Below are 19,991 nucleotides of genomic sequence, written 5' to 3'. Positions count from 1 at the left end.
AATAGGATGCTGGTTACCTGCAAACACACCCTTGGCTCTGCCATACCTTCTTCAATGAGGCATTTGGGCGAAACAGATCAAACGAATTACTCACCACTGAAGGTGGGCGAGAATTATTTGGTTGTTTCGATTTTGATGATTAAAGATCGATTGGACTACTTGGTGGCTCCGAACGATGGCGCACCGCTTTGGGCTCCAAGTCAATTATTTGAGTTGATCGACAAGAAAATTCCTGGTGGCTGGGCGGTCTGTGAAACTAAAAATTCGGTTGAATACGCCCCTTTGCTCCAAGGTTTTGGGATTTCGCATATTTTTGGGTATGCCGCTTTAACGCAAGATTATCAACATTATGTGGGTCTGATTGAGCGTGACGTTGAAGCCCTTCGAATATTCAATCGAGAAAAGAAAACTCTTGAAGAATTGATCGACTAAACAGCGGCCGCAAGACCTTCGACGCGGGAGACGTTGCCCATACAGCACTGTTCCTATTCAACTCGAAGATTCGCTTGGCGCAATTCGCGTGGCATCTGTTCGCGCCTGCGGGCAATGTTTGCGACTTCTTTGTAGTAGCCCGAAGCCCGGGTCCGCCGAAATGTCGCAGCTATCTGCGCGGCAGCGTCGCCCTTGCCGCTACGGGCCTGGTACACAGACCGGGACGCCCGAGCAGCCGTCGCCCAGTACTTCTGAGCGGCCAAGGCCAGCGGACAGTCGTCGTGCGCTATCCATCGGCCAGGTCCGCCACCAACTCGCGCACTATGCGCGTTCGACATCGAGAGGCTCTTGCCGAGCTGATCGCTCAATGGCGTGGCGACGGCTCAGGAAGCCTCGCCATGGTGGTCGGCAGTGCAGTGCGCGCCGCCGCGTCCACAAACTCGATCTGGATGTTCGTGACGCCCGCCGACTTGGTGCTATTGCCTTCCAGGTCCACGCGCGTCATCTTGGGCACGGCGTACTCGGCCAGCTTGACGATCAGATCGAGCGCCTTCGCCGGATTGGGCGGCTCGCCCACCACTTGCCCATCGACAACGCGCAGGGTTCCGTTCGCCACCTGATCAAGCCACAGGGACAGGTTCTCGCGGTTCTCTTCGAGCACCAAGGCCACCGTTTCGCGAAAGTCGCGCGTCACCCGGTTCGGCGTTCCTCGTTGGCGGCCACCGGTCTTTTTACGTGGCGTGTCGGTGCTGGGCTGCGTCATGGCCATTGGCATCAGGGTGCGGATGTACCGGAAGGATCGCACGCGCATCTAAATCCGTCTACTTTTGAATGCCTGGCACATGTCTGACAGATGCCCGGCAGATGCTGCGCATCCGCGATGCACGCGCGCCAGCTTTTGACAACAGGCTTTGGAAGCCGGTCGGCGCGCCCAAACACCCCAAGATGTGCGGCCACGTTAGTCGTGGCCACCTTGCTTCAAGTGCCATTCCCTGCCCGGCTCGGATCGTGACATGGATCGTGACAACTTTTCAGGCGCGACCCCAAATGGAAATGCCTTGCTACCAATTTGATAGCAAGGCATTCAGGAACCACAAGGGTTTGTAGTGGCTCCCCGACCTGGGCTCGAACCAGGGACCTACGGATTAACAGTCCGGCGCTCTACCAACTGAGCTATCGGGGAACAAGCCTCAAATTATAGCGTGATTTTTTCGCCTCTTTTGAACCGCTCACAACAATGATCGAACTTCATGTGCGGCGCCCTGCAAGAGAGGCAGCAATTCTCGCTCAAGTGCGGCATCGGTTCGCAGGCCGCCGGCCAGCACGACATTGAGTGCGGCCACGGTTCTGCCCTGCATGTTGCGCAGCGGCACGGCCAGGGCCTGCACGCCGATCTCGTGTTCTTCGGTGGCGATGCAGTAGTCCTGCACGCGCACCTTGGCCACCTCTTCTCGCAGCGCCTTGGCCTGGGTGATGGTGTGCGGTGTCAGGCGCTGCAAGGTGCGGCCCTTGAGCCAGCGCGTGAGTTCGGCGCCGCTCATGGCGGCCAGCAGCACGCGGCCGGTGGACATGGCGTGCGCCGGCAGCCGCGCGCCCAGGTGCAGGCCGTAGGCCAGCACACGCGTGGGCGTGCTCGGTGTGCCGCTGCGCGCCACGATGACGACCTCGTCGTGGTCGAGCACCACCACCGAGAACCACTCCTGCGTCTGCGCCGCCAGCCGGTTCAAGGTGGGCTGCAGGGTGCGCGGCAGGCGCGACGACGCCAGGTAGGTGCCTGAGAAGCGCAGCACCTTGGGCGACATCCAGAAGTAGCTGCCGTCGGTTTCCAGGTAGCCCAGGTGCGCGAGCGTGAGCAAGTGGCGGCGCGCTGCGGCCCGTGTGAGCCCGGCACGTTCCGCGGCCAAAGTGGCGTTCAGCCGCTGGCGCTCGGTGTCGAAGCTTTCCAGCACCGCCATGCCCTTGGCGATGCCTTCGATGAAGTCGGCCTTGGCAATGGTCATGACGGTGCTGTGGACTTGGGGTGGAAGAAGCCGGGACGTTGCGCGATCATCGCGCAGCGCGTCTCATCATCGCACAGAGCGCGTGCGCGGATGTATCTACGGCGGCTCTGGCGGCCTACGCTTCCGATCATTCGGAGACAGGAAGCACGCATCATGAAAAAGACACAAGTCGCCATCATCGGCGCCGGGCCGGCAGGCCTGCTGCTGGGCCAACTGCTGTTCAAGGCCGGCATCGACAACATCATCGTGGAGCGCCAGAGCGGCGACTACGTGCTGGGCCGCATCCGCGCCGGCGTGCTGGAACAGGTCACCATGGATCTGCTGGCACGGGCCGGCGTCGATGCGCGCGCCCATGCCGAAGGCCTGCCGCACCACGGCATCGAGCTCTTGTTCAAGGGCGCGCGCCATCGCATCGACATGCACGCGCTTACCGGCGGCAAGCAGGTCACGGTGTACGGCCAGACCGAAGTCACGCGCGATCTGATGCAGGCACGCGAGGCCGAGGGCCTGGCCACCATCTACCAGGCCGCCAGCGTCAGCCTGCACGACTTCGACGGCGCCAAGCCGCGGGTGCGCTTGCAGAAGGACGGCGCCACGCACGAGATCGAATGCGATTTCATTGCAGGCTGCGACGGCTACCACGGCGTCAGCCGCGCCAGCGTGCCCGAAGCTTCGCTGCACACTTACGAGAAGGTCTACCCCTTCGGCTGGCTGGGCGTGCTGGCCGACGTTCCGCCGGTCTCACACGAGCTGATCTACGCCAACACCCCGCGCGGCTTTGCCCTGTGCAGCATGCGCAGCAGCACGCGCAGCCGCTACTACGTGCAGGTGCCGGCCGACGAACGGGTTGAGAACTGGAGCGACGAGGCCTTCTGGAACGAGCTGCGCAGCAGGCTCGACCCGCAGGCGCGCGACCTCCTGGTGACCGGTCCTTCGCTGGAGAAAAGCATCGCGCCGCTGCGCAGCTTCGTGGCCGAGCCGATGCGCTTCGGGCGCCTGTTCCTGGCCGGCGACGCAGCACACATCGTGCCGCCCACCGGCGCCAAGGGCCTGAACCTGGCGACCGCGGACGTGGGCTATCTCTCGCGGGCGCTGGAGATCCACTACCAGGAAAAAAGCGCCTCGGCACTGGACCGCTATTCGGACCTGTGCCTGCGCCGAGTCTGGAAGGCCGAGCGCTTCTCCTGGTGGTTCACCTCGCTGATGCACCGCTTTCCGGACACGGGCGAATTCGGCCAGAAGATCCAGGAAGCCGAGCTCGACTACCTGGTGCATTCGCAGGCGGCCTCGACCTCGCTGGCCGAGAACTACGTGGGCCTGCCGCTGGAAGACTTCTAGGCGCTACCAGCGAAACAGCCGCGGCCCCAGCACGGCGCCCACCGCCACCGGCACCAGCATCCCCAGCACGTACCAGACGGCCAGGAAGGGCGCGGTGATCTCGGGGCAATGCAGGGCATAGACGGTGGCCCCTGCCCCACCCGCCAGGGCGCCCACCGCGGCGCCGGCCAGGACCGGCCGGGTGGGCGCCAGTCCCCGCATCGCAATCACCGCGGCCACGAACACCGGCACCGAGATCAGTGCGATGTTGAAGACGCAGGTCCGCCAGGTTTCGCCCAGCAGCAGCACCATGCGCTGCCCGCTCGGCGCCCCGAACCAGGACAGCGCGCCCATCGCCCAGATGAACAGCACCGGCGCCACCAGCACGATCCAGGCACGGCCTGCGCGCACACCGGGCCTGGCCAGGCGCTGCGCCAGCACGAAGCCGCCCCAGGCGATGAAGAATGGGAACAGGATCTTCACCCACAGCATGGGCCAGAACATGGCCTGCACCAGGTCGCGTCGAAGGCCAAACTGCGTGAGCATGAACAAGGCCGCCAGCGGCAGGCCGGCCAGCAGCGCAAAGCCCAGCCTGCGCGTCGCGGCGCGGCGCGGCACCGGCTGGACGCCGGTGGCCAACAGGCTGATCAGGTCATCGGTTTTCATCGCGCGCCCTTCAGTGCCATGGACAGCGCCTTGAGCCCGCGGTGCACATTCACCTTGACGGCCGATTCCGACATGCCGGTCAGGCTGGCGGTTTCTGCCACCGACAGACCCTCGAGCTTGGTGTGGACGATGGACAGGCGCTGCCGCTCGGGCAAGGTGGCCAGCAAGGTCCGGATATCGCGCCGCGCTTCGCCGGCATCGATGTCGGACGCCGCAAAGAGCTCGGCGTCATCTTCCAGCGGATCGTGCAACGCCTCGCGGCTCGACTTGGCACGCAGCAGATCGATCATCTTGTAACGGGCGATCGCATGCACCCAGGCCGTCAGCGGCTGGTCGCTGTGATAGGTATGGCGCTGGTTGTGCATGGCGAGCAAGCATTCCTGAACAAGGTCTTCCACATCGTCGGGCCAGCCGAACAGCCGCCTGCCCAGAAAGGAGCGCAGGTGCTGGCTCAGCTGCTGCAAGAAGGCGCGATAGGCCACAGCGTCGCCTGCCAGGCCCTGCAAGAACAGAGCCCGCAGGGCCGCCTCCTTGTCGCCCGTCTGCGTCTGATTCCCTTCTGATATTCGCGGCATGACGTCTTTTCGTTACTCCGGCTGGAAAGAAACCGGGCGATTGTGCCGCGTGCTGTAACCCGCGGCGGAATGCGCGCGAATTAGGAACGACCGCGCAATACGGTGCGGTTGATTAAAAGCACCAACTGAAGGAGTAGATTCATGAACACGCGTCCCCTCGCCATCACCGCCATCAGCCTCAGCGCACTGATCGCCGGCGCCGCCATGGCCCAGCAAAGCAAGGACCCGATGATGAAGGACCAGATGAAGGACAAACCCGCCATGGAAAAGTGCTACGGCGTTTCCATGGCCGGCAAGAACGATTGCGCCGCGGGCCCAGGCACCACCTGCGCAGGCACCTCCAAGGTCGACTACCAGGGCAACGCCTGGAAGAACGTGCCGACGGGCACCTGTACCACCATCAAGACGCCCAAGGGCACGGGCTCGCTGACGCCGATCAAGTCCTGATCCCTGCAAGAGCAGAGCAGGCCCGCTCATGACGCAGAAACCCCTCCTGGCCGGCCTCGGCCTCAAGCCCGAGCACTACGACGCCGCACTGGCCTGCGAGCGCGAGGGCCTGTGGTTCGAGGTGCACCCGGAGAACTACTTCGTCGCCGGCGGGCCCCGCCTTCATTGGCTCGAAGCCGTCCGTGCAGCGCACCCCGTGTCGCTGCATGGCGTTTCGCTGTCCCTGGCCGGCCATGAAGCGCCGGATGCCGCCCACCTGTCGCGTCTGGCCGCGCTGGCGAGGCGCATCCAGCCCGCGCTGGTGTCCGAACACCTCGCTTGGTCGCGCTGGCGCGGCCACTACTTTCCCGATCTGCTGCCCTTCGTGCGCAGCACCGAGGCCCTGCATTGCATCGCCGCCAACATCGAGCGCACGCAAGAAGCGCTGGGCCGGCGCATCGCCATCGAGAACCCCTCGCACTACCTGCGCATCGACGGCCACGACTGGGACGAAATCGATTTCCTGGCCGAGCTGGTGCGCCGCACCGGCTGCGGCCTGCTGCTGGACGTGAACAACGTCCATGTCTCGGCCAACAACCTGGGCTTCGACGCGGGCCATTACCTCGACCGCTTTCCGGCCGAGGCCGTGCTCGAGCTTCACCTGGCCGGCCATTCGCGCGACCCGAATCTGGGCGATGCCCTGCTCATCGATTCGCACGACGCCGCGATCGCGCCCGAGGTCTGGGCGCTCTACCGCCGACTGATCGAGCGGACCGGCCCACTGCCCACGCTGATCGAGCGCGACGGCAACCTGCCCGACTTCGCCACCTTGCTGGCGGAGTGCGACAGTGCGGCGCAAGCGCTTGAAGGCACGCCCCGCTGAGGAGGTTGCCCAATGACCACCCTCGCCCGCTTCCAGGAAGACTTTGCCCGCGCCTTGCTCCGCCCGGGCAGCGCCCCGCATGCCTGGAAGACGCAGCCCGCCTTCGCGGTGTACCGCAACACGGTGATGAAGGGCTGCATCGACGCGCTCGAGGCCAACTACCCGAGCGTGCTGCGGCTGGTCGGCCGCGACTGGCTCCGCTCGGCCGCCGCGCTGTACGTGGAATCGCAGCCGCCCAGCGACGGCGCGCTGCTCGACTACGGCCAGGAGTTCGCCGATTTCCTGCAGCGCTTCGTGCCGGCGGCCCAACTGCCGTACCTGCCCGGCGTGGCCCGCCTGGACCGCTTCTGGACCGAGGCGCATGTCGCGGCCGACAGGGCAACGCTCGACGCCGTTTCGCTTGCGCGCCTGTCGCCGGAAGAACTCACGGCCTGCCGGCTGGTGCCGCATCCGGCCGCGCGCTGGGCCTGGTTTGAGTCCCAGCCCATCTATTCGATCTGGCAGCGCAATCGCCGCCCTGCTGACGCGCAGCAAGCCGACGAAGAACTGGTCTGGCATGGCGAAGGCGCCTTGCTGACGCGGCCTGGCCAGCAGGTGCTTTGGCAAGCCGCCGGCTGGGCCGACTGCACCTTCCTCGATGCCTGCGCACGGGGCCGCGGGCTGGCCGAAGCCACCGAGCAAGCGCTGCACGCCGACCCGGCGTGCGACCTCATGGCGATGCTGTCCAGGCTGCTGCAGGCCGGCGCCCTGGCGGCACCGCCTCAGTTTCTCGAAGAACCCGGAGCCGACTCACGATGAACACCGCCCGCCCACACGATGCCTCCGGCAACACCGCCGGCAAAGGGCTTCTGGCCCGCTGGAACGCACTGGCCGACCTGCTGAACCGCTGCATCCCGCATGACCTGCTGGCCCTGGCCGGGCGCCTGGGCATCGCTGCCACCTTCTTCTATTCGGGACGCACCAAGGTCGAGGGTTTTCTCACGGTGACCGACAGCGCCATCGACCTGTTCACCAACGAATACAAGGTGCCGCTGCTGCCGCCCGAACTGGCGGCCCACATGGCGGCCTACGCAGAGCATTTCTTGCCGCTGCTGCTGGTGCTGGGCCTGGCCACCCGCCTGTCGGCGCTCGGCTTGCTGGGCATGACGCTGGTGATCCAGCTCTTTGTCTATCCCGACGCCTGGCCCACGCACCTGTCGTGGGCGGCGATCCTGCTGTACCTGGCGGGGCGCGGCGCGGGCGTGGTGTCGCTCGATCGCGCCTTCGGCATCCGTTGATGCACAGGTGATGCCCCGCTGATGCGCGCGCCCCACGGAGCGCGCTTGCCAGCCGCGGAGGCCCTCGATACATTGCGGTTTTTGAGGGCCTGCAATGTCTGTCGACACCACCGCAAACGCTTCTCCCCCATTCATCAATCCGCCGGCCGCCGCGCAAGGCAGCACTCCTTCCTCCAATCCCGCGACCAACGGGCCGCGCCATATCCGGCTGACCTCGCACGCCGGCGGCTTCGGCGCCCTGCCCATCCATTGGGGTGCAGCCACGCCGGCCGAGCGCGGGCCGGTGGTGGGCACCACCACCACCCGATCGCACCGCAACGTGATCGGCACACACAGCGGCTCCTACAGCGTGTACCGCGCGCTCGCCGTGGCGGCCGGCGCGCTCAATCCGCAGCACAAGGCGGACCTCACCAACACCTCGCCCACCGACGTGATCGGGCCCTATCCGCAATGGCTCGATCCCGGCAAGATCGTCTCGCTCGACCCCTGGGGCGCGACCGTGGCCTCGGTCTTCGCCACCGAACTGGCAGCCGGCTACGACATCCGCCCCACCATCGCCGTGACCCAGGCGCACGTGATCCTGCCCGAGGTGATCGAGGCACTGCAAAGCGGCCGCCTGAAGGCCGATGGCAAGTTCCTCACCGCCAACGGCGCCGCCATCGTGACCAAGGCCGCCATCGAGCCCGTCTGGTACCTGCCCGGCGTGGCCAAGCGATTCGGCTGCTCCGAGACCGACCTGCGCCGCGTGCTGTTCGAGGAAACCGGCGGCATGTACCCCGAGCTGGTGACCCGGCCCGATCTGGAGGTGTTCCTGCCGCCCATCGGGGGCCAGACCATCTACATCTTTGGCGAGCCGCGCGACCTGGCCAACCCAGACGTGGAGCTCACCGCGCGCGTGCATGACGAGTGCAACGGCTCGGACGTGTTCGGCTCGGACATCTGCACCTGCCGGCCCTACCTCACGCACGCCATCGAGGAATGCATCATGGGCGCGCAGCGCGGCGGCGTCGGGCTGGTGGCCTATTCGCGCAAGGAAGGCCGCGCTTTGGGCGAAGTCACCAAGTTCCTGGTCTACAACGCGCGCAAGCGCCAGGTGGGCGGCGACACGGCCGACCAGTACTTCGCCCGCACCGAATGCGTGGCCGGTGTGCAGGACATGCGCTTTCAGGAGCTGATGCCCGACGTGCTGCACTGGCTGGGCGTCAAGAAGATCCACCGCCTGGTCTCGATGAGCAACATGAAGTACGACGCCATCACCGGCTCCGGCATCGAGATCGGCACCCGTGTCAACATTCCCGACGAACTGATCCCGGCCGATGCCCGCGTCGAGATGGACGCCAAGATGGCGGCCGGCTATTTCACCCCCGGCGTGGTGCCGGACGCGGAGGAACTGAAGAAGGCCAAAGGACGAGGACTAGATACATGACCCGACTCGACTACGGAATGGATCCTGACCGGCCGACGCGCAACCGCGCGGTGCAGAGCGCCGACGACGAAGGCCATGTGGATCCGGCACTCGAATTCGAACCCGACGCCGATACGCCCGCTGGCGCGGTCGGCATCCTGCGCACCACCCAGGCGGTGCGCGAGCGCGCCCATGCCTTGCTGGCGCGGGCGCGCCAGGGCCAGTCGAAGTGGTTCAGCGTCGGCACCAGCGCCGTCTTCGACGAAACCGCCCGCCTGGTGGCAGAAACCACGCGCGAGCGCTACCCCTGGGACAACATCCCCTATCACAGCCGCTGGCGCCACTTCGAGGCAGGCGGCGTCGACCGGCGTCAGCAGCTCGACCGGTTGCTGGGGCCCTCGGTCACGCCGAGCGAGCGCGCCCGCGCCCAGATCGACCTGGCGGTGGTCAGCGTGCTGCTGGACGCCGGCGCCGGCAGCCGGTGGCACTATGCAGAGGCCGCCACCGGCCTGCGCCTGGCGCGCTCCGAAGGCCTGGCGGTGGCGAGCTTTCATGCCTTCACCAGCGGGCGCTTTTCCTCCAACCCGCAGCGCCCCCTGCAGGCCGATGCCGCCGGCCTTCGCGGCCTGGTGACCGATCGCCTGGCCTCGGCTTTCCAGGTCAGCGAGGCCAATCCGCTGCTGGGGCTGGCCGGGCGCGCCACCCTGCTGCGCCGCCTGGGCGAGGCGCTGCAGGAGCAGCCCGAAATCTTCGGCGAGGACGGCCGGCCCGGCGGGCTGTTCGACGAACTGGTGGGCCCCTACGGCCCGGCCGCGCCGCCCACCGCCGAAGTCACGGCACACGAGATCCTCACCCTGCTGCTCGATACCCTGTCGGGCATCTGGCCAGCGGCCAACAGCATCGACAGCCTGGCGGCCGACGGCAGCGACCTGCCCGGCGGCATTCCCTCGGGCAACCCGGCCTTCGCCCTGGGCGACTGCTGGCGCCACAGCGCGGTGGACGGCCCCGGCCTCACGCGCGGCTGGATGCCCTTTCACAAGCTCTCGCAATGGCTCAGCTATTCGCTGCTGGAGCCCTTCGAATGGGCCGGCATCAAGGTGCGCGGGCTGGACGCGCTGACCGGCTTGCCCGAATACCGCAACGGTGGCCTCTTTCTCGACAGCGGCATGCTCGCCCCCCGAGACCCGGCCTTTCTCCAGCGCAGCTGGAAGGTGGGCGACGAGTTCATCGTCGAATGGCGCGCCCTCACCGTGGCCCTGCTCGACGAGCTGGCGCCGCGCGTGCGCCAGCAGCTCAACCGCAGCGAGCAAGACCTGCCGCTTGCCTGCGTGCTGGAAGGCGGGAGCTGGGCCGCCGGCCGGGCACTGGCACAGCGCTTGCGTGAAGGTGCGCCACCCATCCAGATCGAAAGCGACGGCACGGTCTTCTAGACTTGCTACTCATTTCAACGACAAAACCAGCGCGCCAGACGCCTTTCGACCATGAGCAACGTCCACCTGATCGACCACCCCCTCGTCCAGCACAAGCTGACCCTGATGCGCCGCAAGGACGCGTCCACCAACAGCTTCCGGCGCCTGCTCAACGAGCTGGCCATGCTGATGGCCTACGAGGTCACGCGCGACATGCCGATGCAGGACATCGAGATCGAGACCCCGCTGGAGACCATGAAGGCCAAGGTCATCGACGGCAAGAAGCTGGTCTTCGTCTCCATCCTGCGCGCCGGCACCGGCATCCTGGACGGCATGCTCAGCGTGGTGCCGGGCGCCCGCGTCGGCCACATCGGGCTGTACCGCGACCCGAAGACGCTGACCGCAGTGGAGTACTACTTCAAGATGCCCGGCGAGATGCACGAGCGCGACGTCGTGGTGGTCGACCCGATGCTGGCCACCGGCAACTCGGCGGTGGCGGCGGTCGAGCGGCTCAAGGAGCTGCGCCCCAAGTCGATCAAGTTCGTCTGCCTGCTGACCTGCCCCGAAGGCATCAAGACCATGCAGAACGCCCACCCCGACGTACCGATCTACACCGCGGCCATCGACCGCGAGCTCAATGACCACGGCTACATCCTGCCGGGCCTGGGCGACGCCGGCGACCGGATCTTCGGCACGAAATGACTCACCCCGGAGAAGTTCTTGACCACACGACGCAACCTGATCATTCGTTCCATTGCCATTGCGGCGACCTGTTTTGCAGCTGGCCTTCCGGGCCTGGCGCTGGCCCAGGCCAAGCTCAAGGTGGCGGCCGTCTACACCGTGCCCTTCGAGCAGCAATGGGTGGGCCGCCTGCACAAGGCCCTGAAGGCGGCCGAGGCGCGCGGCGAGATCGAATACAAGGCGACCGAGAACGTGGCCAATGCCGACTACGAGCGCGTGATGCGCGAGTACGCCAATGCCGGCAACCAGCTCATCGTGGGCGAGGTGTTCGGCGTGGAGAAGGCGGCGCGCCAGGTGGCCAAGGACTTTCCCAAGACGGCCTTCCTGATGGGCTCGTCGCTCAAGCCCCAGTCGCCCAACTTCTCGGTCTTCGACAACTACATCCAGGAGCCGGCCTACCTCACCGGCATGATCGCCGGCGGCATGACCAAGACCCACAAGATCGGCATGGTGGGCGGCTTTCCCATCCCCGAGGTCAACCGCCTGATGAACGCCTTCATGGCCGGCGCGCGCGAGGTCAATCCCAAGGTGGAATTCAGCGTGAGCTTCATCAACAGCTGGTTCGATCCGCCCAAGGCCAAGGAAGCGGCCTTTGCCATGATCGACAAGGGCGCCGACGTGATGTACGCCGAGCGCTTCGGCGTGTCGGATGCGGCCAAGGAGCGTAACAAGCTGGCGATTGGCAACGTGATCGACACCCAGGCCCAGTACCCCGACACGGTGGTCGCCTCGGCCCTGTGGAACATGGAGCCTTCCATCGACCGCGCCATCAAACTGGTGAAGGAAGGCAAGTTCACGGCGGAAGACTACGGACCTTATTCGATGATGAAGCACAAGGGTTCCGAGCTGGCGCCGCTGGGCACCTTCGAGAAGAAGATCCCGGCCGAGCTGGTGGCCAAGGTCAAGGCAAAAGAGGCCGACATCCGCGCCGGCAAGTTCACCGTGAAGGTGAACGACAGCCAACCCAAGTCCAGCAGCGCCAGCAAGTAAAAGGGCCCGATGCTTTTCATGACAAGACAGCTGCGCCAGGCCCTGGCGATCTTCGTGCTGGCCTGGCTGGCCGGCTGCGCCTCCCTGCCTGGTGGCGGCGGCGGTACCCCGGTGCGCCTCGACGAAACGCCCCGCATCGCCGTCATCTCGGCCTTCCAGCCCGAGCTCACACTGCTGCTCTCGCGCGTGCAGGGCGCGCGCCAACAAAGCATCAACGGCGTGGAGTTCACCACCGGCACCCTGCAGGGCCAGCCGGTGGTGATCTTCCTGTCGGGCATCAGCATGACCAATGCGGCCATGAACACGCAGCTGGTGCTGGACCGCTTCAACGTGAAGAGCATCGTCTTCAGCGGCATTGCCGGCGGGGTGAATCCCAGGCTGCACATTGGCGACGTGACAGTGGCCGCCCAATGGGGACAGTACCTGGAAGTGCTGATGGCGCGCGAAAATGCGCCCGGCAGGTACAGCGCGCCCCCCTGGATGAAGGACGTGAAGCTGCCCAACTACGGCATGCTGCACCCGCGCCCGGTCGAAGTGCGCACCGCCGCCAATCCCAAGCCCACGCCGCAGTTCTGGTTTGCCGCCGACCCCAGGATGCTGGAAGTGGCGCGCAGCCTGCGCAACGTGGAACTGGCGCATTGCGGCGCCCAGGGCAAGTGCATGAGCCACAAGCCGAAACTGGTGGTGGGCGGCAACGGCGTCTCGGGCCAGGCCTTTGTCGACAACAAGGCCTTCCGCGAATACGCCTTCAAGACCTTCGAGGCCAACGTGCTCGACATGGAGACCGCCGCCACCGCCATGGTGGCGCACAGCAATGGCGTGCCCTACCTGGCCTTCCGATCTCTGAGCGACCTGGCCGGCGGCGGCGAGGGCGAGAACGAGATGGGCACCTTCATGAGCGTGGCCGCCGACAATTCGGCCAAGGTGCTGCTGGCCTTTCTGGCCGCCTGGAAGCCGTAGCGGACACGCGCCTTGACCGTTGTCCTCGCGCTGCGCGGCATCACCAAGCGCTTCGGCCCGCTGGTCGCCAACGACGACATCTCGCTCGATCTGGCCGCCGGCGAGGTGCTGGCCCTGCTCGGCGAAAACGGCGCGGGCAAGTCGACCCTGATGTCCATCCTCTTTGGCCACTACACGGCCGACGAAGGGCACATCGAAGTGTTCGGCCAGGCACTGGCACCGGGCCTGCCCAAGGCGGCGCTGGCGGCCGGCATCGGCATGGTGCACCAGCACTTCACGTTGGCCGACAACCTGAGCGTGCTGGACAACGTGCTGATGGGCACCGAGCCACTGTGGCAACCCTGGTCGAGTCGCAGCGAAGCGCGCCAGAAGCTGCTGGGCGTGGCGCAGCGCTTTGGCCTGCCGGTGGCGCCCGATGCGCTGATCGGCAACCTGTCGGTGGGCGAGCGCCAGCGGGTCGAGATCCTGAAGGCGCTGTACCGCGGTGCCCGCATCCTGATCCTGGACGAGCCTACCGCCGTGCTGACGCCGCAGGAAAGCGAGGCGCTGTTCGCCACCCTGAGCCAGATGGTGGCCGAGGGCTTGTCGATCATCTTCATCAGCCACAAGCTGCCGGAGGTGCTGCGCGTGTCGCACCGGGTGGCGGTGCTGCGGGGCGGCAAGCTGGTGGCGCAGGCGCGCACGGTCGACACCACGCAAGGGCAGCTCGCGCTGTGGATGGTCGGCCATGCCGTGGAAGCGCCGCAGCGCCGGCCGGCCCAACAGGTGGGCGACGTCGTGTGTTCACTGGCGCATGTCAGCACCCAGGCCCAGGGCATGGCCGACGGGCGCGACGTGTTGCGCGATGCCTCGCTGCATTTGCGCGCGGGCGAGATCGTGGCCATTGCCGGCGTCTCGGGCAACGGCCAGGTCGCACTGGCCGACCTGCTCAGCGGCGTGCGGCGCGCCGCCGAGGGCAGCGTGCAGTTCATGGGCCGCCCCCTGCCGGCCGCGCCGGCGCGGCTGGTGGCCCGCGGCGTGGCGCGCATCCCGGAAGACCGCCACGCGGTGGGCGTGATCGGCGACCTGCCGGTGTGGGAAAACGCCGTGTCCGAGCGCTTGCGCACCGACGCCTTCTCGCGCCCCTTGCTGCCGGGCCTGCGCTGGGTGCGGCGCGCGGCGGCGCGGACGCAGGCCAAGCGGGTCGAGAACGCCTTCGACGTGCGCGGCGCCGGCCTCGATGCACCGGCACGCTCGCTCTCGGGCGGCAACATGCAGAAGCTGATACTTGGACGTTCGTTGCTTGCACCGAAGAGCGCCAGCAACGAAGGCCATGCGCCACGCCTGATCGTCGCGCACCAGCCGACCTGGGGCCTGGACATCGGCGCGGTGGCCTATGTGCAGCAGCAGCTCATTGCCGCGCGCGATGCCGGCGCCGCGGTGCTGCTGATCTCCGACGACCTGGACGAAGTGCTGGCCCTGGGCGACCGCGTGGCCGTGATGCACGGCGGCCACATCGGCGAGCCCCGGCCGGCCTCGGCCTGGACGCGCGAGGCCATCGGGCTGGCCATGGCCGGCACCCATGCAGCAGCCCCAGCCTCGCAAGCAGCCAAGGCGGCCGCATGAGGCTGGAGCGCCGCAGCGCCACCTCGCGCAGCGCCCTGCTGCTGGCCCCCATCGGCGCCGTTGCCTTCACCCTGCTGGTGAGTGCCCTCTTGGTGCTGTGGGCCGGCGCGCCGGTGGGCCGCACCTACGCGCTCTTGCTGCAAGGCGGCTTCGGTTCGGTGTTCGGCTGGAGCGAGACGCTGACGCGCGCCATTCCGCTGATGCTCACCGGCCTGTCGGCCACGGTGGCCTTCAAGGCGCGGCTGTTCAACATCGGCGCCGAGGGGCAGCTCTATGCCGGCGCGCTGGCCGCGGTGGCCGTCGGCGGGCTGCACGGCGGCACCGGCTTCGAATGGCCGCTGTGGCTGCTGTTTCCGTTGATGATGCTGGCGGCGGCGCTGGCCGGCGCTCTGCTGCTGCTGGGCCCGGCCCTGATGAAGACGCGCCTGGGCGTGGACGAGGTGGTGACCACGCTGCTCATCAACTTCATCGTCTTGCTGGGCGTGTCGGCCCTGCTCGACGGCGCCATGAAGGACCCAAGCGCGATGGGCTGGCCGCAGAGCGTGTCGCTGCAAGACGGGCTGGAACTGGGCCGGCTCATCGCGCAGACGCGGGTCCACACGGGCTTGCTCTGGGGTGTGATGCTGGCCCTGCTGGTGTGGCTGCTGTTCAAGCACACGGTGCTGGGTTTCGACATCCGCGCGGTGGGCGCCAACGCGCGCGCCGCCGCCTTTGCCGGCGTGCCGGTGACGCGCACCGTGGTGCTGGTGGCGCTGCTGTCGGGCGCGCTGGCGGGGCTCGCCGGCGCCATCGAGGTGGCCGGGCGCACCAGCTACGTCACGCTCGACATGTCGCCCGGCTACGGCTACAGCGGCATCGTGATCGCCATGCTGGCGGGGCTCCATCCACTGGGCGTGCTGGCCGCCAGCATCTTCGTGGCCGGCGTGCTGGTGGGCGCCGACACCATGAGCCGCGCAGTGGGCGTGCCCACCTACATCGCCGACGTGATCGTCGCGGCCTCGCTGATCGCGGTGCTGGTGGCGGCCTTGTTGACGCAGTACCGCTTGCGCTGGAAATGAGCGACGTCTTCGACATCCTCGGCAACGCCGCCTTCTGGGTGGCGGTGCTGCGCATTGCCACGCCGCTCATCTTCGGCACGCTGGGCGTGCTCTTGTGCGAGCGCGCCGGCGTGCTCAACCTGGGCATTGAGGGGATCATGGTGGCCGGGGCCTTCGCCGGCTGGCTGGCGGTGTATGGCGGCGCGCCGCTGTGGATCGGCGTCGCGGTGGCCGCGCTCGCCGGCGCCGCCTTCGGCCTGCTGCATGCCTTGCTCACCGTCGGCCTGGCGTTGTCGCAGCATGTGTCCGGCCTCGGCATCACCCTGCTGGCCACCGCGCTGAGCTACTACGGCTACCGCGTGAGCTTCCCCAAGGTGAACACGCCACCCACCATCACGCCCTTTGCGCCGATGGACTCGCTGCCGATCCCGATCCTCTCGGCGCAGACGCAGCTCACCCTGCTGGCACTGCTGCTGGTACCTCTCCTGGCCTACGTGCTGTACCGAAGCCCGCTGGGCCTGGCGCTGCGCATGGTGGGCGAGAACCCGCAGGCGGCCGAGGGCCAGGGCGTGTCGGTGGCGGCCGTGCGCACCAGTGCCATCGTGGCCGGCTCGGCGTTGATGGGTGTCGCAGGCGCCTTCCTCACGCTGTCGGCCTTCAATGCCTTCTTCTTCAACATGGTGAATGGCCGCGGCTGGATCTGCGTGGCGCTGGTGGTGTTCGCCTCGTGGCGGCCCGGCAAGGCCCTGCTGGGCGCCCTGCTCTTCGCCTTCTTCGACGCATTGCAGCTGCGGCTGCAACAATCGGGCGATGCGGTGCTGCCCTACCAGATCTACCTGATGCTGCCCTACCTGCTGTCGATATTGGCGCTGGTGCTGGTGGCGCGCAAGGCCAGCTATCCGCAGGCCCTGATGAAACCCTATCGAAAGGGAGAGCGATAAATGAAACTACCCCCACGCTCATCGCTCCGCGTATCGCTGCCCCCCGAGGGGGCGCGTCAGCGGCTTCGGGCGGCCGGGCGCCACTGACATGCTCGATCTGCTCATCCACAACGCCGTGCTGCCGGATGGCCGTGACAACATGTCGATCGCTGTCGCGGGCGGCTGCATTGCAGAAGTCACCGCGGGACTGGATGCACCAGCCCACGACAAGCTCGATGCTCAGGGCCTGCTGGTCACGCCGCATTTCGTCGACCCGCATTTCCACATGGACGCGACGCTGAGCTATGGCCTGCCGCGGGTCAACGAAAGCGGCACCCTGCTGGAAGGCATTGCCGTGTGGGGCGAGCTCAAGCCCATGCTCAGCGCCGAGGCGCTGATCGAGCGCGCGTTGGCGTACTGCGACTGGGCGGTGGCCAAGGGCCTGTTGGCCATCCGCAGCCACGTGGACACCAGCGACCCAAGCCTGCTGGCGGTCGATGCCATGCTGGAAGTGAAGCGCCGGGTTGCGCCCTACATCGATCTGCAGCTGGTCGCTTTCCCGCAGGATGGCGTGCTGCGCACCCAGGGCGGCGTCGACAACCTGAAGCGCGCGCTGGACAAGGGCGTCGACGTGGTCGGCGGCATCCCGCATTTCGAGCGCACCATGGCAGACGGTGCCGCCAGCGTGAAGTTGTTGTGCGAGCTGGCGGCCGTGCGCGGCCTGCCGGTGGACATGCACTGCGACGAATCGGACGACCCGCTGTCGCGCCACATCGAGACCCTGGCCTTCGAGACCCAGCGCCTGGGGCTGCAGGGCCGCGTCACCGGATCGCACTGCACTTCCATGCACAGCATGGACAACTACTACGTCAGCAAGCTGCTGCCGCTGATCGCGCAAGCGCAAGTGAACGTGATCGCCAACCCGCTCATCAACATCACCCTCCAAGGCCGGCACGACAGCTACCCCAGGCGCCGCGGCATGACCCGCGTGCCCGAGTTGATGGCCGCCGGCGTCAACGTCGCCTTCGGCCACGACTGCGTGATGGACCCGTGGTACGGCATGGGTTCTGGCGACATGCTGGAAGTGGCGCACATGGGCCTGCACGTGGCGCAGATGACCAGTCAGGCGGGCATTCGCCAATGCTTCGATGGAGTGACCGGCAACGCGGCACGGGTGCTGGGCCTCAAAAGCTACGGGCTCGAAGCCGGCTGCGACGCCAGCTTCGTACTGCTGCAAGCACGCGACCCGGTCGAGGCGATCCGGCTGCGCGCCACGCGGCTCAAGGTGTTTTGCAAGGGGCAGCTGGTGGCTGAGACGCCGGCGGCGACGAGTGTTTTGCGGCTGGACGGGAGGCCAGCGGCGACGTCATTTATGCCCCCGCTGCGCCACCCAAAGGAACGCCGAGCGCACTGAACACGACCTCAAAACCCAGCAATGAGTGACTTCCCAAACTGCCCCCAATGCAATTCCACCTTCACCTACGAAGATGGCGACAACTACATGTGCCCCGAGTGCGGGCATGAATGGCCGCAAGCCAGCCAAAGCGACGCCTCCTCCGATGCACTTGTGGTCAAGGACTCGAACGGCAACCTGTTGAGTGACGGCGACGCCGTCACGGTCATCAAGGATCTGAAAATCAAGGGCTCTTCCCTGGTTGTCAAGGTCGGGACAAAGGTGAAGAACATTCGACTGGTCGACGGCGACCACAACATCGACTGCAAGATCGATGGCGTCGGCGCGATGAAGCTCAAGTCGGAATTCGTGAAGAAGGCGTAGCTTTTTTCTCCCAGCGCTACAGCAGCTCCTTCAACGCGGCCCGCAGCCGGCTGATCGCCTGGCTGTGGAGCTGGCAAACGCGCGACTGGCTCACCTCCAGGATCGCGCCGATCTCCCGCAGATTCAGCTCCTCCTCGTAGTAGAGATTCAGCAGCAGCTGGTCGCGCTCGGGCAGGTTGCCGATGGCCTCCACCAGCTCGGCCCGAAAGCCACTCTCCATGAGGATCTGCAACGGATCGTCCCGCCCGGCGTCCTGCGCGCGCAGCTCCAGCACCGGGTTCTCGCCGCCGTCCTCGCGCGCGAAGTCTTCCACGTACAGCAGCTGCGCGCCCTGTATCTCCTGCAAGAGCGACTGATAGGCCGTCAGGCTCATCTGCAGCTCTTTGGCGATCTCGCCTTCGCTGGGGGCGCGGCCCAGCCGATGCCCAAGGGCACGGATCGCCTGCTCCACCTGCCGCGCCGACTGGCGCAGCGCGCGCGAGCCCCAGTCGCTGGCGCGCAGCTCGTCGAGCATGGCGCCGCGGATGCGCTGGCTGGCAAAGGTCTCAAACTGCGCGCCCCGGTTGTCCTCGTAGCGGCTGGAGGCGTCCAGCAGACCCAGCATGCCGACCTGGATCAGGTCGTCCAGTTCCACGCTGGCAGGCAGCCGGGCCAGCATCTGCAATGCGATGCGGCGCACCAGGGGCAGGTGCTGCGTCAGCAGGTGTGATTTTTCAAGAGTTCCCTGTGCGGTGTACACGAACGTCCTGTTCCTATTGTGGGAGCGGGTTGGGCGGCAGCACGGCCGGACGCCAGGGCCACTGCCCCATGTCGTCGGCAATGCGCCGGAAGTCGGCTGCAGCGACGCTGGCCGGAAAGGCTTCCACCACCGTCCGGTTGAGATAGCGGGCACCGGACATGCGCAGATCCGCCTGCACCGAGCCGGCCACCTGCAAGGACACGCCGAGGTAGCGGCTGCCGGTGTCGGCCATGTTGCGGGTGATGCGCTGCGCGCCCGGAACATCGGCCACACCGTTGAGCAGAAGGCGCAGTTGCTTGTGTCCATGCGCGTAATGCAGCTGCTTGATGCCCGAATAGGTGGCGGTAATGGCCGATGGATTCGGCCGCAGCACCAGCACCAGCTCGCCCGCCATCTGGGCCAGCGCCGACAACCTGCCGGCGCGGTCGAGCGCGGCGTCGATCAGGATGATCCGGCTGGGCTGCAGCAGGCGTGGATCGAAGGCCGCGGCCAGCTCGCCAGAAAGGCGGCCGACCGGCAGCACGCAGGCGCCGCAGGCGGCTCGCGCCACTGATTCTTCGCAGCGCGCCCGGCGCGCGATCACATCGGCCAAAGTGCCGCGCGGCTCGACGCGCCAGACCTGGCATGCCGATTCCGGGCCGGGGTGATGCTCGTCCAGAAGCAGCACCTCCTTGCCCTGTTGCGCCAGGCCCGCGGCCAGGTTCGTGACCACCGTGGTGGCCCCCATGCCGCGCGCCATGCCGGCAATGGCGACGATCCGCATCGGCGCCGGGGCCAGCAGGCGCCGCAGGCCATCGGCCTGGTCGGCTACGACTTTGCTCATGGCTGCGCC

Annotated in this window: 22 protein-coding genes and 1 tRNA gene; 16 read left to right on the top strand and 7 right to left on the bottom strand. The window is 66.9% G+C overall.

Annotated elements, in window-relative coordinates; all coding sequences use genetic code 11:
• Nucleotides 1–6: 6 nt before the first annotated feature.
• The gene (locus ACIPRI_RS12515) at nt 7–432 is read left to right on the top strand and encodes a hypothetical protein (protein ID WP_446621776.1); all 426 of its coding nucleotides are present in this window, start codon (nt 7–9) and stop codon (nt 430–432) included.
• 364 nt (nt 433–796) lie between these two features.
• On the opposite strand, the gene ACIPRI_RS12510 is transcribed toward ACIPRI_RS12515, so the two are convergent.
• The 3 genes from ACIPRI_RS12510 to ACIPRI_RS12500 all read right to left on the bottom strand — a co-directional run bounded on the left by ACIPRI_RS12510 (nt 797) and on the right by ACIPRI_RS12500 (nt 2,432).
• On the bottom strand, nt 797–1,195 hold the full coding sequence (locus ACIPRI_RS12510; protein ID WP_446621775.1) for a hypothetical protein: 399 nt from the start codon (nt 1,193–1,195) through the stop codon (nt 797–799).
• A gap of 344 nt (nt 1,196–1,539) precedes the next feature.
• A tRNA-Asn gene (locus ACIPRI_RS12505) sits at nt 1,540–1,615 on the bottom strand.
• 46 nt (nt 1,616–1,661) lie between these two features.
• Nucleotides 1,662–2,432, bottom strand: coding sequence for an IclR family transcriptional regulator domain-containing protein (locus ACIPRI_RS12500; protein ID WP_446621774.1), 771 nt, complete (start codon nt 2,430–2,432; stop codon nt 1,662–1,664).
• A 153-nt stretch (nt 2,433–2,585) separates the two neighbouring features.
• On the opposite strand from ACIPRI_RS12500, the gene pobA reads away from it, so the two are divergent.
• The gene (pobA, locus tag ACIPRI_RS12495) at nt 2,586–3,770 is read left to right on the top strand and encodes a 4-hydroxybenzoate 3-monooxygenase (protein WP_446621773.1); all 1,185 of its coding nucleotides are present in this window, start codon (nt 2,586–2,588) and stop codon (nt 3,768–3,770) included.
• Nucleotides 3,771–3,773: 3 nt separating this feature from the next.
• Here the strand turns inward: pobA and ACIPRI_RS12490 are convergent, their stop codons facing one another.
• Nucleotides 3,774–4,415, bottom strand: a complete 642-nt coding sequence (locus tag ACIPRI_RS12490) for an NrsF family protein (protein WP_446621772.1) — start codon at nt 4,413–4,415, stop codon at nt 3,774–3,776.
• Nucleotides 4,412–4,990, bottom strand: a complete 579-nt coding sequence (locus ACIPRI_RS12485) for a sigma-70 family RNA polymerase sigma factor (protein WP_446621771.1) — start codon at nt 4,988–4,990, stop codon at nt 4,412–4,414. The genes ACIPRI_RS12490 and ACIPRI_RS12485 overlap by 4 nt, the downstream gene beginning before the upstream one ends.
• Before the next feature lie 141 nt (nt 4,991–5,131).
• On the opposite strand from ACIPRI_RS12485, the gene ACIPRI_RS12480 reads away from it, so the two are divergent.
• The 14 genes from ACIPRI_RS12480 (at nt 5,132) to ACIPRI_RS12415 (ending at nt 18,420) form a co-directional block, all read left to right on the top strand.
• Nucleotides 5,132–5,437 carry a BufA1 family periplasmic bufferin-type metallophore gene (locus ACIPRI_RS12480; protein ID WP_446621770.1) on the top strand — a complete coding sequence of 102 codons (306 nt, stop codon included), beginning with the start codon at nt 5,132–5,134 and terminating at the stop codon, nt 5,435–5,437.
• Nucleotides 5,438–5,465: 28 nt separating this feature from the next.
• Nucleotides 5,466–6,299 carry an MNIO family bufferin maturase gene (gene bufB, locus ACIPRI_RS12475; RefSeq protein ID WP_446621769.1) on the top strand — a complete coding sequence of 278 codons (834 nt, stop codon included), beginning with the start codon at nt 5,466–5,468 and terminating at the stop codon, nt 6,297–6,299.
• Between the two features lie 12 nt (nt 6,300–6,311).
• On the top strand, nt 6,312–7,097 hold the full coding sequence (locus ACIPRI_RS12470) for an HvfC/BufC family peptide modification chaperone (RefSeq protein WP_446621768.1): 786 nt from the start codon (nt 6,312–6,314) through the stop codon (nt 7,095–7,097).
• A complete protein-coding gene (locus ACIPRI_RS12465) occupies nt 7,094–7,576 on the top strand; it encodes a DoxX family protein (RefSeq protein ID WP_446621767.1) in 483 nt (160 codons plus the stop codon). Before ACIPRI_RS12470 ends, ACIPRI_RS12465 begins: the two co-directional genes overlap by 4 nt.
• A 94-nt stretch (nt 7,577–7,670) precedes the next feature.
• Complete coding sequence (locus tag ACIPRI_RS12460; RefSeq protein ID WP_446621766.1) at nt 7,671–9,002, top strand: GTP cyclohydrolase II; 1,332 nt, start codon at nt 7,671–7,673, stop codon at nt 9,000–9,002.
• Nucleotides 9,003–9,019: 17 nt separating this feature from the next.
• The gene (locus ACIPRI_RS12455) at nt 9,020–10,411 is read left to right on the top strand and encodes a URC4/urg3 family protein (protein WP_446622093.1); all 1,392 of its coding nucleotides are present in this window, start codon (nt 9,020–9,022) and stop codon (nt 10,409–10,411) included.
• Between the two features lie 51 nt (nt 10,412–10,462).
• Nucleotides 10,463–11,092: a uracil phosphoribosyltransferase gene (upp, locus tag ACIPRI_RS12450; protein ID WP_446621765.1), complete on the top strand. Its 630-nt coding sequence runs from the start codon at nt 10,463–10,465 to the stop codon at nt 11,090–11,092.
• 18 nt (nt 11,093–11,110) lie between these two features.
• Nucleotides 11,111–12,121, top strand: a complete 1,011-nt coding sequence (locus ACIPRI_RS12445) for a BMP family protein (protein ID WP_446621764.1) — start codon at nt 11,111–11,113, stop codon at nt 12,119–12,121.
• A gap of 18 nt (nt 12,122–12,139) precedes the next feature.
• The gene (locus ACIPRI_RS12440) at nt 12,140–13,081 is read left to right on the top strand and encodes a 5'-methylthioadenosine/S-adenosylhomocysteine nucleosidase (protein WP_446621763.1); all 942 of its coding nucleotides are present in this window, start codon (nt 12,140–12,142) and stop codon (nt 13,079–13,081) included.
• A 12-nt stretch (nt 13,082–13,093) separates the two neighbouring features.
• A complete protein-coding gene (locus ACIPRI_RS12435; RefSeq protein WP_446621762.1) occupies nt 13,094–14,686 on the top strand; it encodes an ABC transporter ATP-binding protein in 1,593 nt (530 codons plus the stop codon).
• Nucleotides 14,683–15,744 (top strand): ABC transporter permease, encoded by a 1,062-nt coding sequence (locus tag ACIPRI_RS12430; RefSeq protein WP_446621761.1) that lies wholly within the window; start codon nt 14,683–14,685, stop codon nt 15,742–15,744. Before ACIPRI_RS12435 ends, ACIPRI_RS12430 begins: the two co-directional genes overlap by 4 nt.
• Entirely contained in the window at nt 15,741–16,664 is a 924-nt protein-coding gene (locus ACIPRI_RS12425; protein ID WP_446621760.1) for an ABC transporter permease, read from the top strand. Before ACIPRI_RS12430 ends, ACIPRI_RS12425 begins: the two co-directional genes overlap by 4 nt.
• An 88-nt stretch (nt 16,665–16,752) precedes the next feature.
• Nucleotides 16,753–18,057, top strand: a complete 1,305-nt coding sequence (locus ACIPRI_RS12420) for an amidohydrolase family protein (RefSeq protein ID WP_446621759.1) — start codon at nt 16,753–16,755, stop codon at nt 18,055–18,057.
• A gap of 21 nt (nt 18,058–18,078) precedes the next feature.
• On the top strand, nt 18,079–18,420 hold the full coding sequence (locus ACIPRI_RS12415; RefSeq protein ID WP_446621758.1) for a zinc ribbon domain-containing protein YjdM: 342 nt from the start codon (nt 18,079–18,081) through the stop codon (nt 18,418–18,420).
• 16 nt (nt 18,421–18,436) lie between these two features.
• On the opposite strand, the gene ACIPRI_RS12410 is transcribed toward ACIPRI_RS12415, so the two are convergent.
• Together ACIPRI_RS12410 and ACIPRI_RS12405 are read right to left on the bottom strand one after the other, a co-directional pair.
• Nucleotides 18,437–19,159: an RNA polymerase sigma factor FliA gene (locus ACIPRI_RS12410; RefSeq protein WP_446621757.1), complete on the bottom strand. Its 723-nt coding sequence runs from the start codon at nt 19,157–19,159 to the stop codon at nt 18,437–18,439.
• A gap of 13 nt (nt 19,160–19,172) precedes the next feature.
• Nucleotides 19,173–19,982: a MinD/ParA family ATP-binding protein gene (locus ACIPRI_RS12405; protein ID WP_446621756.1), complete on the bottom strand. Its 810-nt coding sequence runs from the start codon at nt 19,980–19,982 to the stop codon at nt 19,173–19,175.
• Between the last annotated feature and the right edge of the window lie 9 nt (nt 19,983–19,991).

The sequence above is a fragment of the Variovorax sp. LARHSF232 genome (genome assembly GCF_052871435.1).
The sequence above is the reverse complement of the archived record's forward strand: the minus strand, read 5'-3'. Positions and strand labels throughout refer to the sequence as shown.

Bases quoted from the DNA above. Each gene is read 5' to 3' on its own strand.
- ACIPRI_RS12515 (WP_446621776.1), top strand. From the start codon at position 7: ATGCTGGTTACCTGCAAACACACCCTTGGCTCTGCCATACCTTCTTCA.
- ACIPRI_RS12510 (WP_446621775.1), bottom strand. From the start codon at position 1,195: ATGACGCAGCCCAGCACCGACACGCCACGTAAAAAGACCGGTGGCCGC.
- ACIPRI_RS12500 (WP_446621774.1), bottom strand. From the start codon at position 2,432: ATGACCATTGCCAAGGCCGACTTCATCGAAGGCATCGCCAAGGGCATG.
- pobA (WP_446621773.1), top strand. From the start codon at position 2,586: ATGAAAAAGACACAAGTCGCCATCATCGGCGCCGGGCCGGCAGGCCTG.
- ACIPRI_RS12490 (WP_446621772.1), bottom strand. From the start codon at position 4,415: ATGAAAACCGATGACCTGATCAGCCTGTTGGCCACCGGCGTCCAGCCG.
- ACIPRI_RS12485 (WP_446621771.1), bottom strand. From the start codon at position 4,990: ATGCCGCGAATATCAGAAGGGAATCAGACGCAGACGGGCGACAAGGAG.
- ACIPRI_RS12480 (WP_446621770.1), top strand. From the start codon at position 5,132: ATGAACACGCGTCCCCTCGCCATCACCGCCATCAGCCTCAGCGCACTG.
- bufB (WP_446621769.1), top strand. From the start codon at position 5,466: ATGACGCAGAAACCCCTCCTGGCCGGCCTCGGCCTCAAGCCCGAGCAC.
- ACIPRI_RS12470 (WP_446621768.1), top strand. From the start codon at position 6,312: ATGACCACCCTCGCCCGCTTCCAGGAAGACTTTGCCCGCGCCTTGCTC.
- ACIPRI_RS12465 (WP_446621767.1), top strand. From the start codon at position 7,094: ATGAACACCGCCCGCCCACACGATGCCTCCGGCAACACCGCCGGCAAA.
- ACIPRI_RS12460 (WP_446621766.1), top strand. From the start codon at position 7,671: ATGTCTGTCGACACCACCGCAAACGCTTCTCCCCCATTCATCAATCCG.
- ACIPRI_RS12455 (WP_446622093.1), top strand. From the start codon at position 9,020: ATGGATCCTGACCGGCCGACGCGCAACCGCGCGGTGCAGAGCGCCGAC.
- upp (WP_446621765.1), top strand. From the start codon at position 10,463: ATGAGCAACGTCCACCTGATCGACCACCCCCTCGTCCAGCACAAGCTG.
- ACIPRI_RS12440 (WP_446621763.1), top strand. From the start codon at position 12,140: ATGACAAGACAGCTGCGCCAGGCCCTGGCGATCTTCGTGCTGGCCTGG.
- ACIPRI_RS12430 (WP_446621761.1), top strand. From the start codon at position 14,683: ATGAGGCTGGAGCGCCGCAGCGCCACCTCGCGCAGCGCCCTGCTGCTG.
- ACIPRI_RS12425 (WP_446621760.1), top strand. From the start codon at position 15,741: ATGAGCGACGTCTTCGACATCCTCGGCAACGCCGCCTTCTGGGTGGCG.
- ACIPRI_RS12420 (WP_446621759.1), top strand. From the start codon at position 16,753: ATGCTCGATCTGCTCATCCACAACGCCGTGCTGCCGGATGGCCGTGAC.
- ACIPRI_RS12415 (WP_446621758.1), top strand. From the start codon at position 18,079: ATGAGTGACTTCCCAAACTGCCCCCAATGCAATTCCACCTTCACCTAC.
- ACIPRI_RS12405 (WP_446621756.1), bottom strand. From the start codon at position 19,982: ATGAGCAAAGTCGTAGCCGACCAGGCCGATGGCCTGCGGCGCCTGCTG.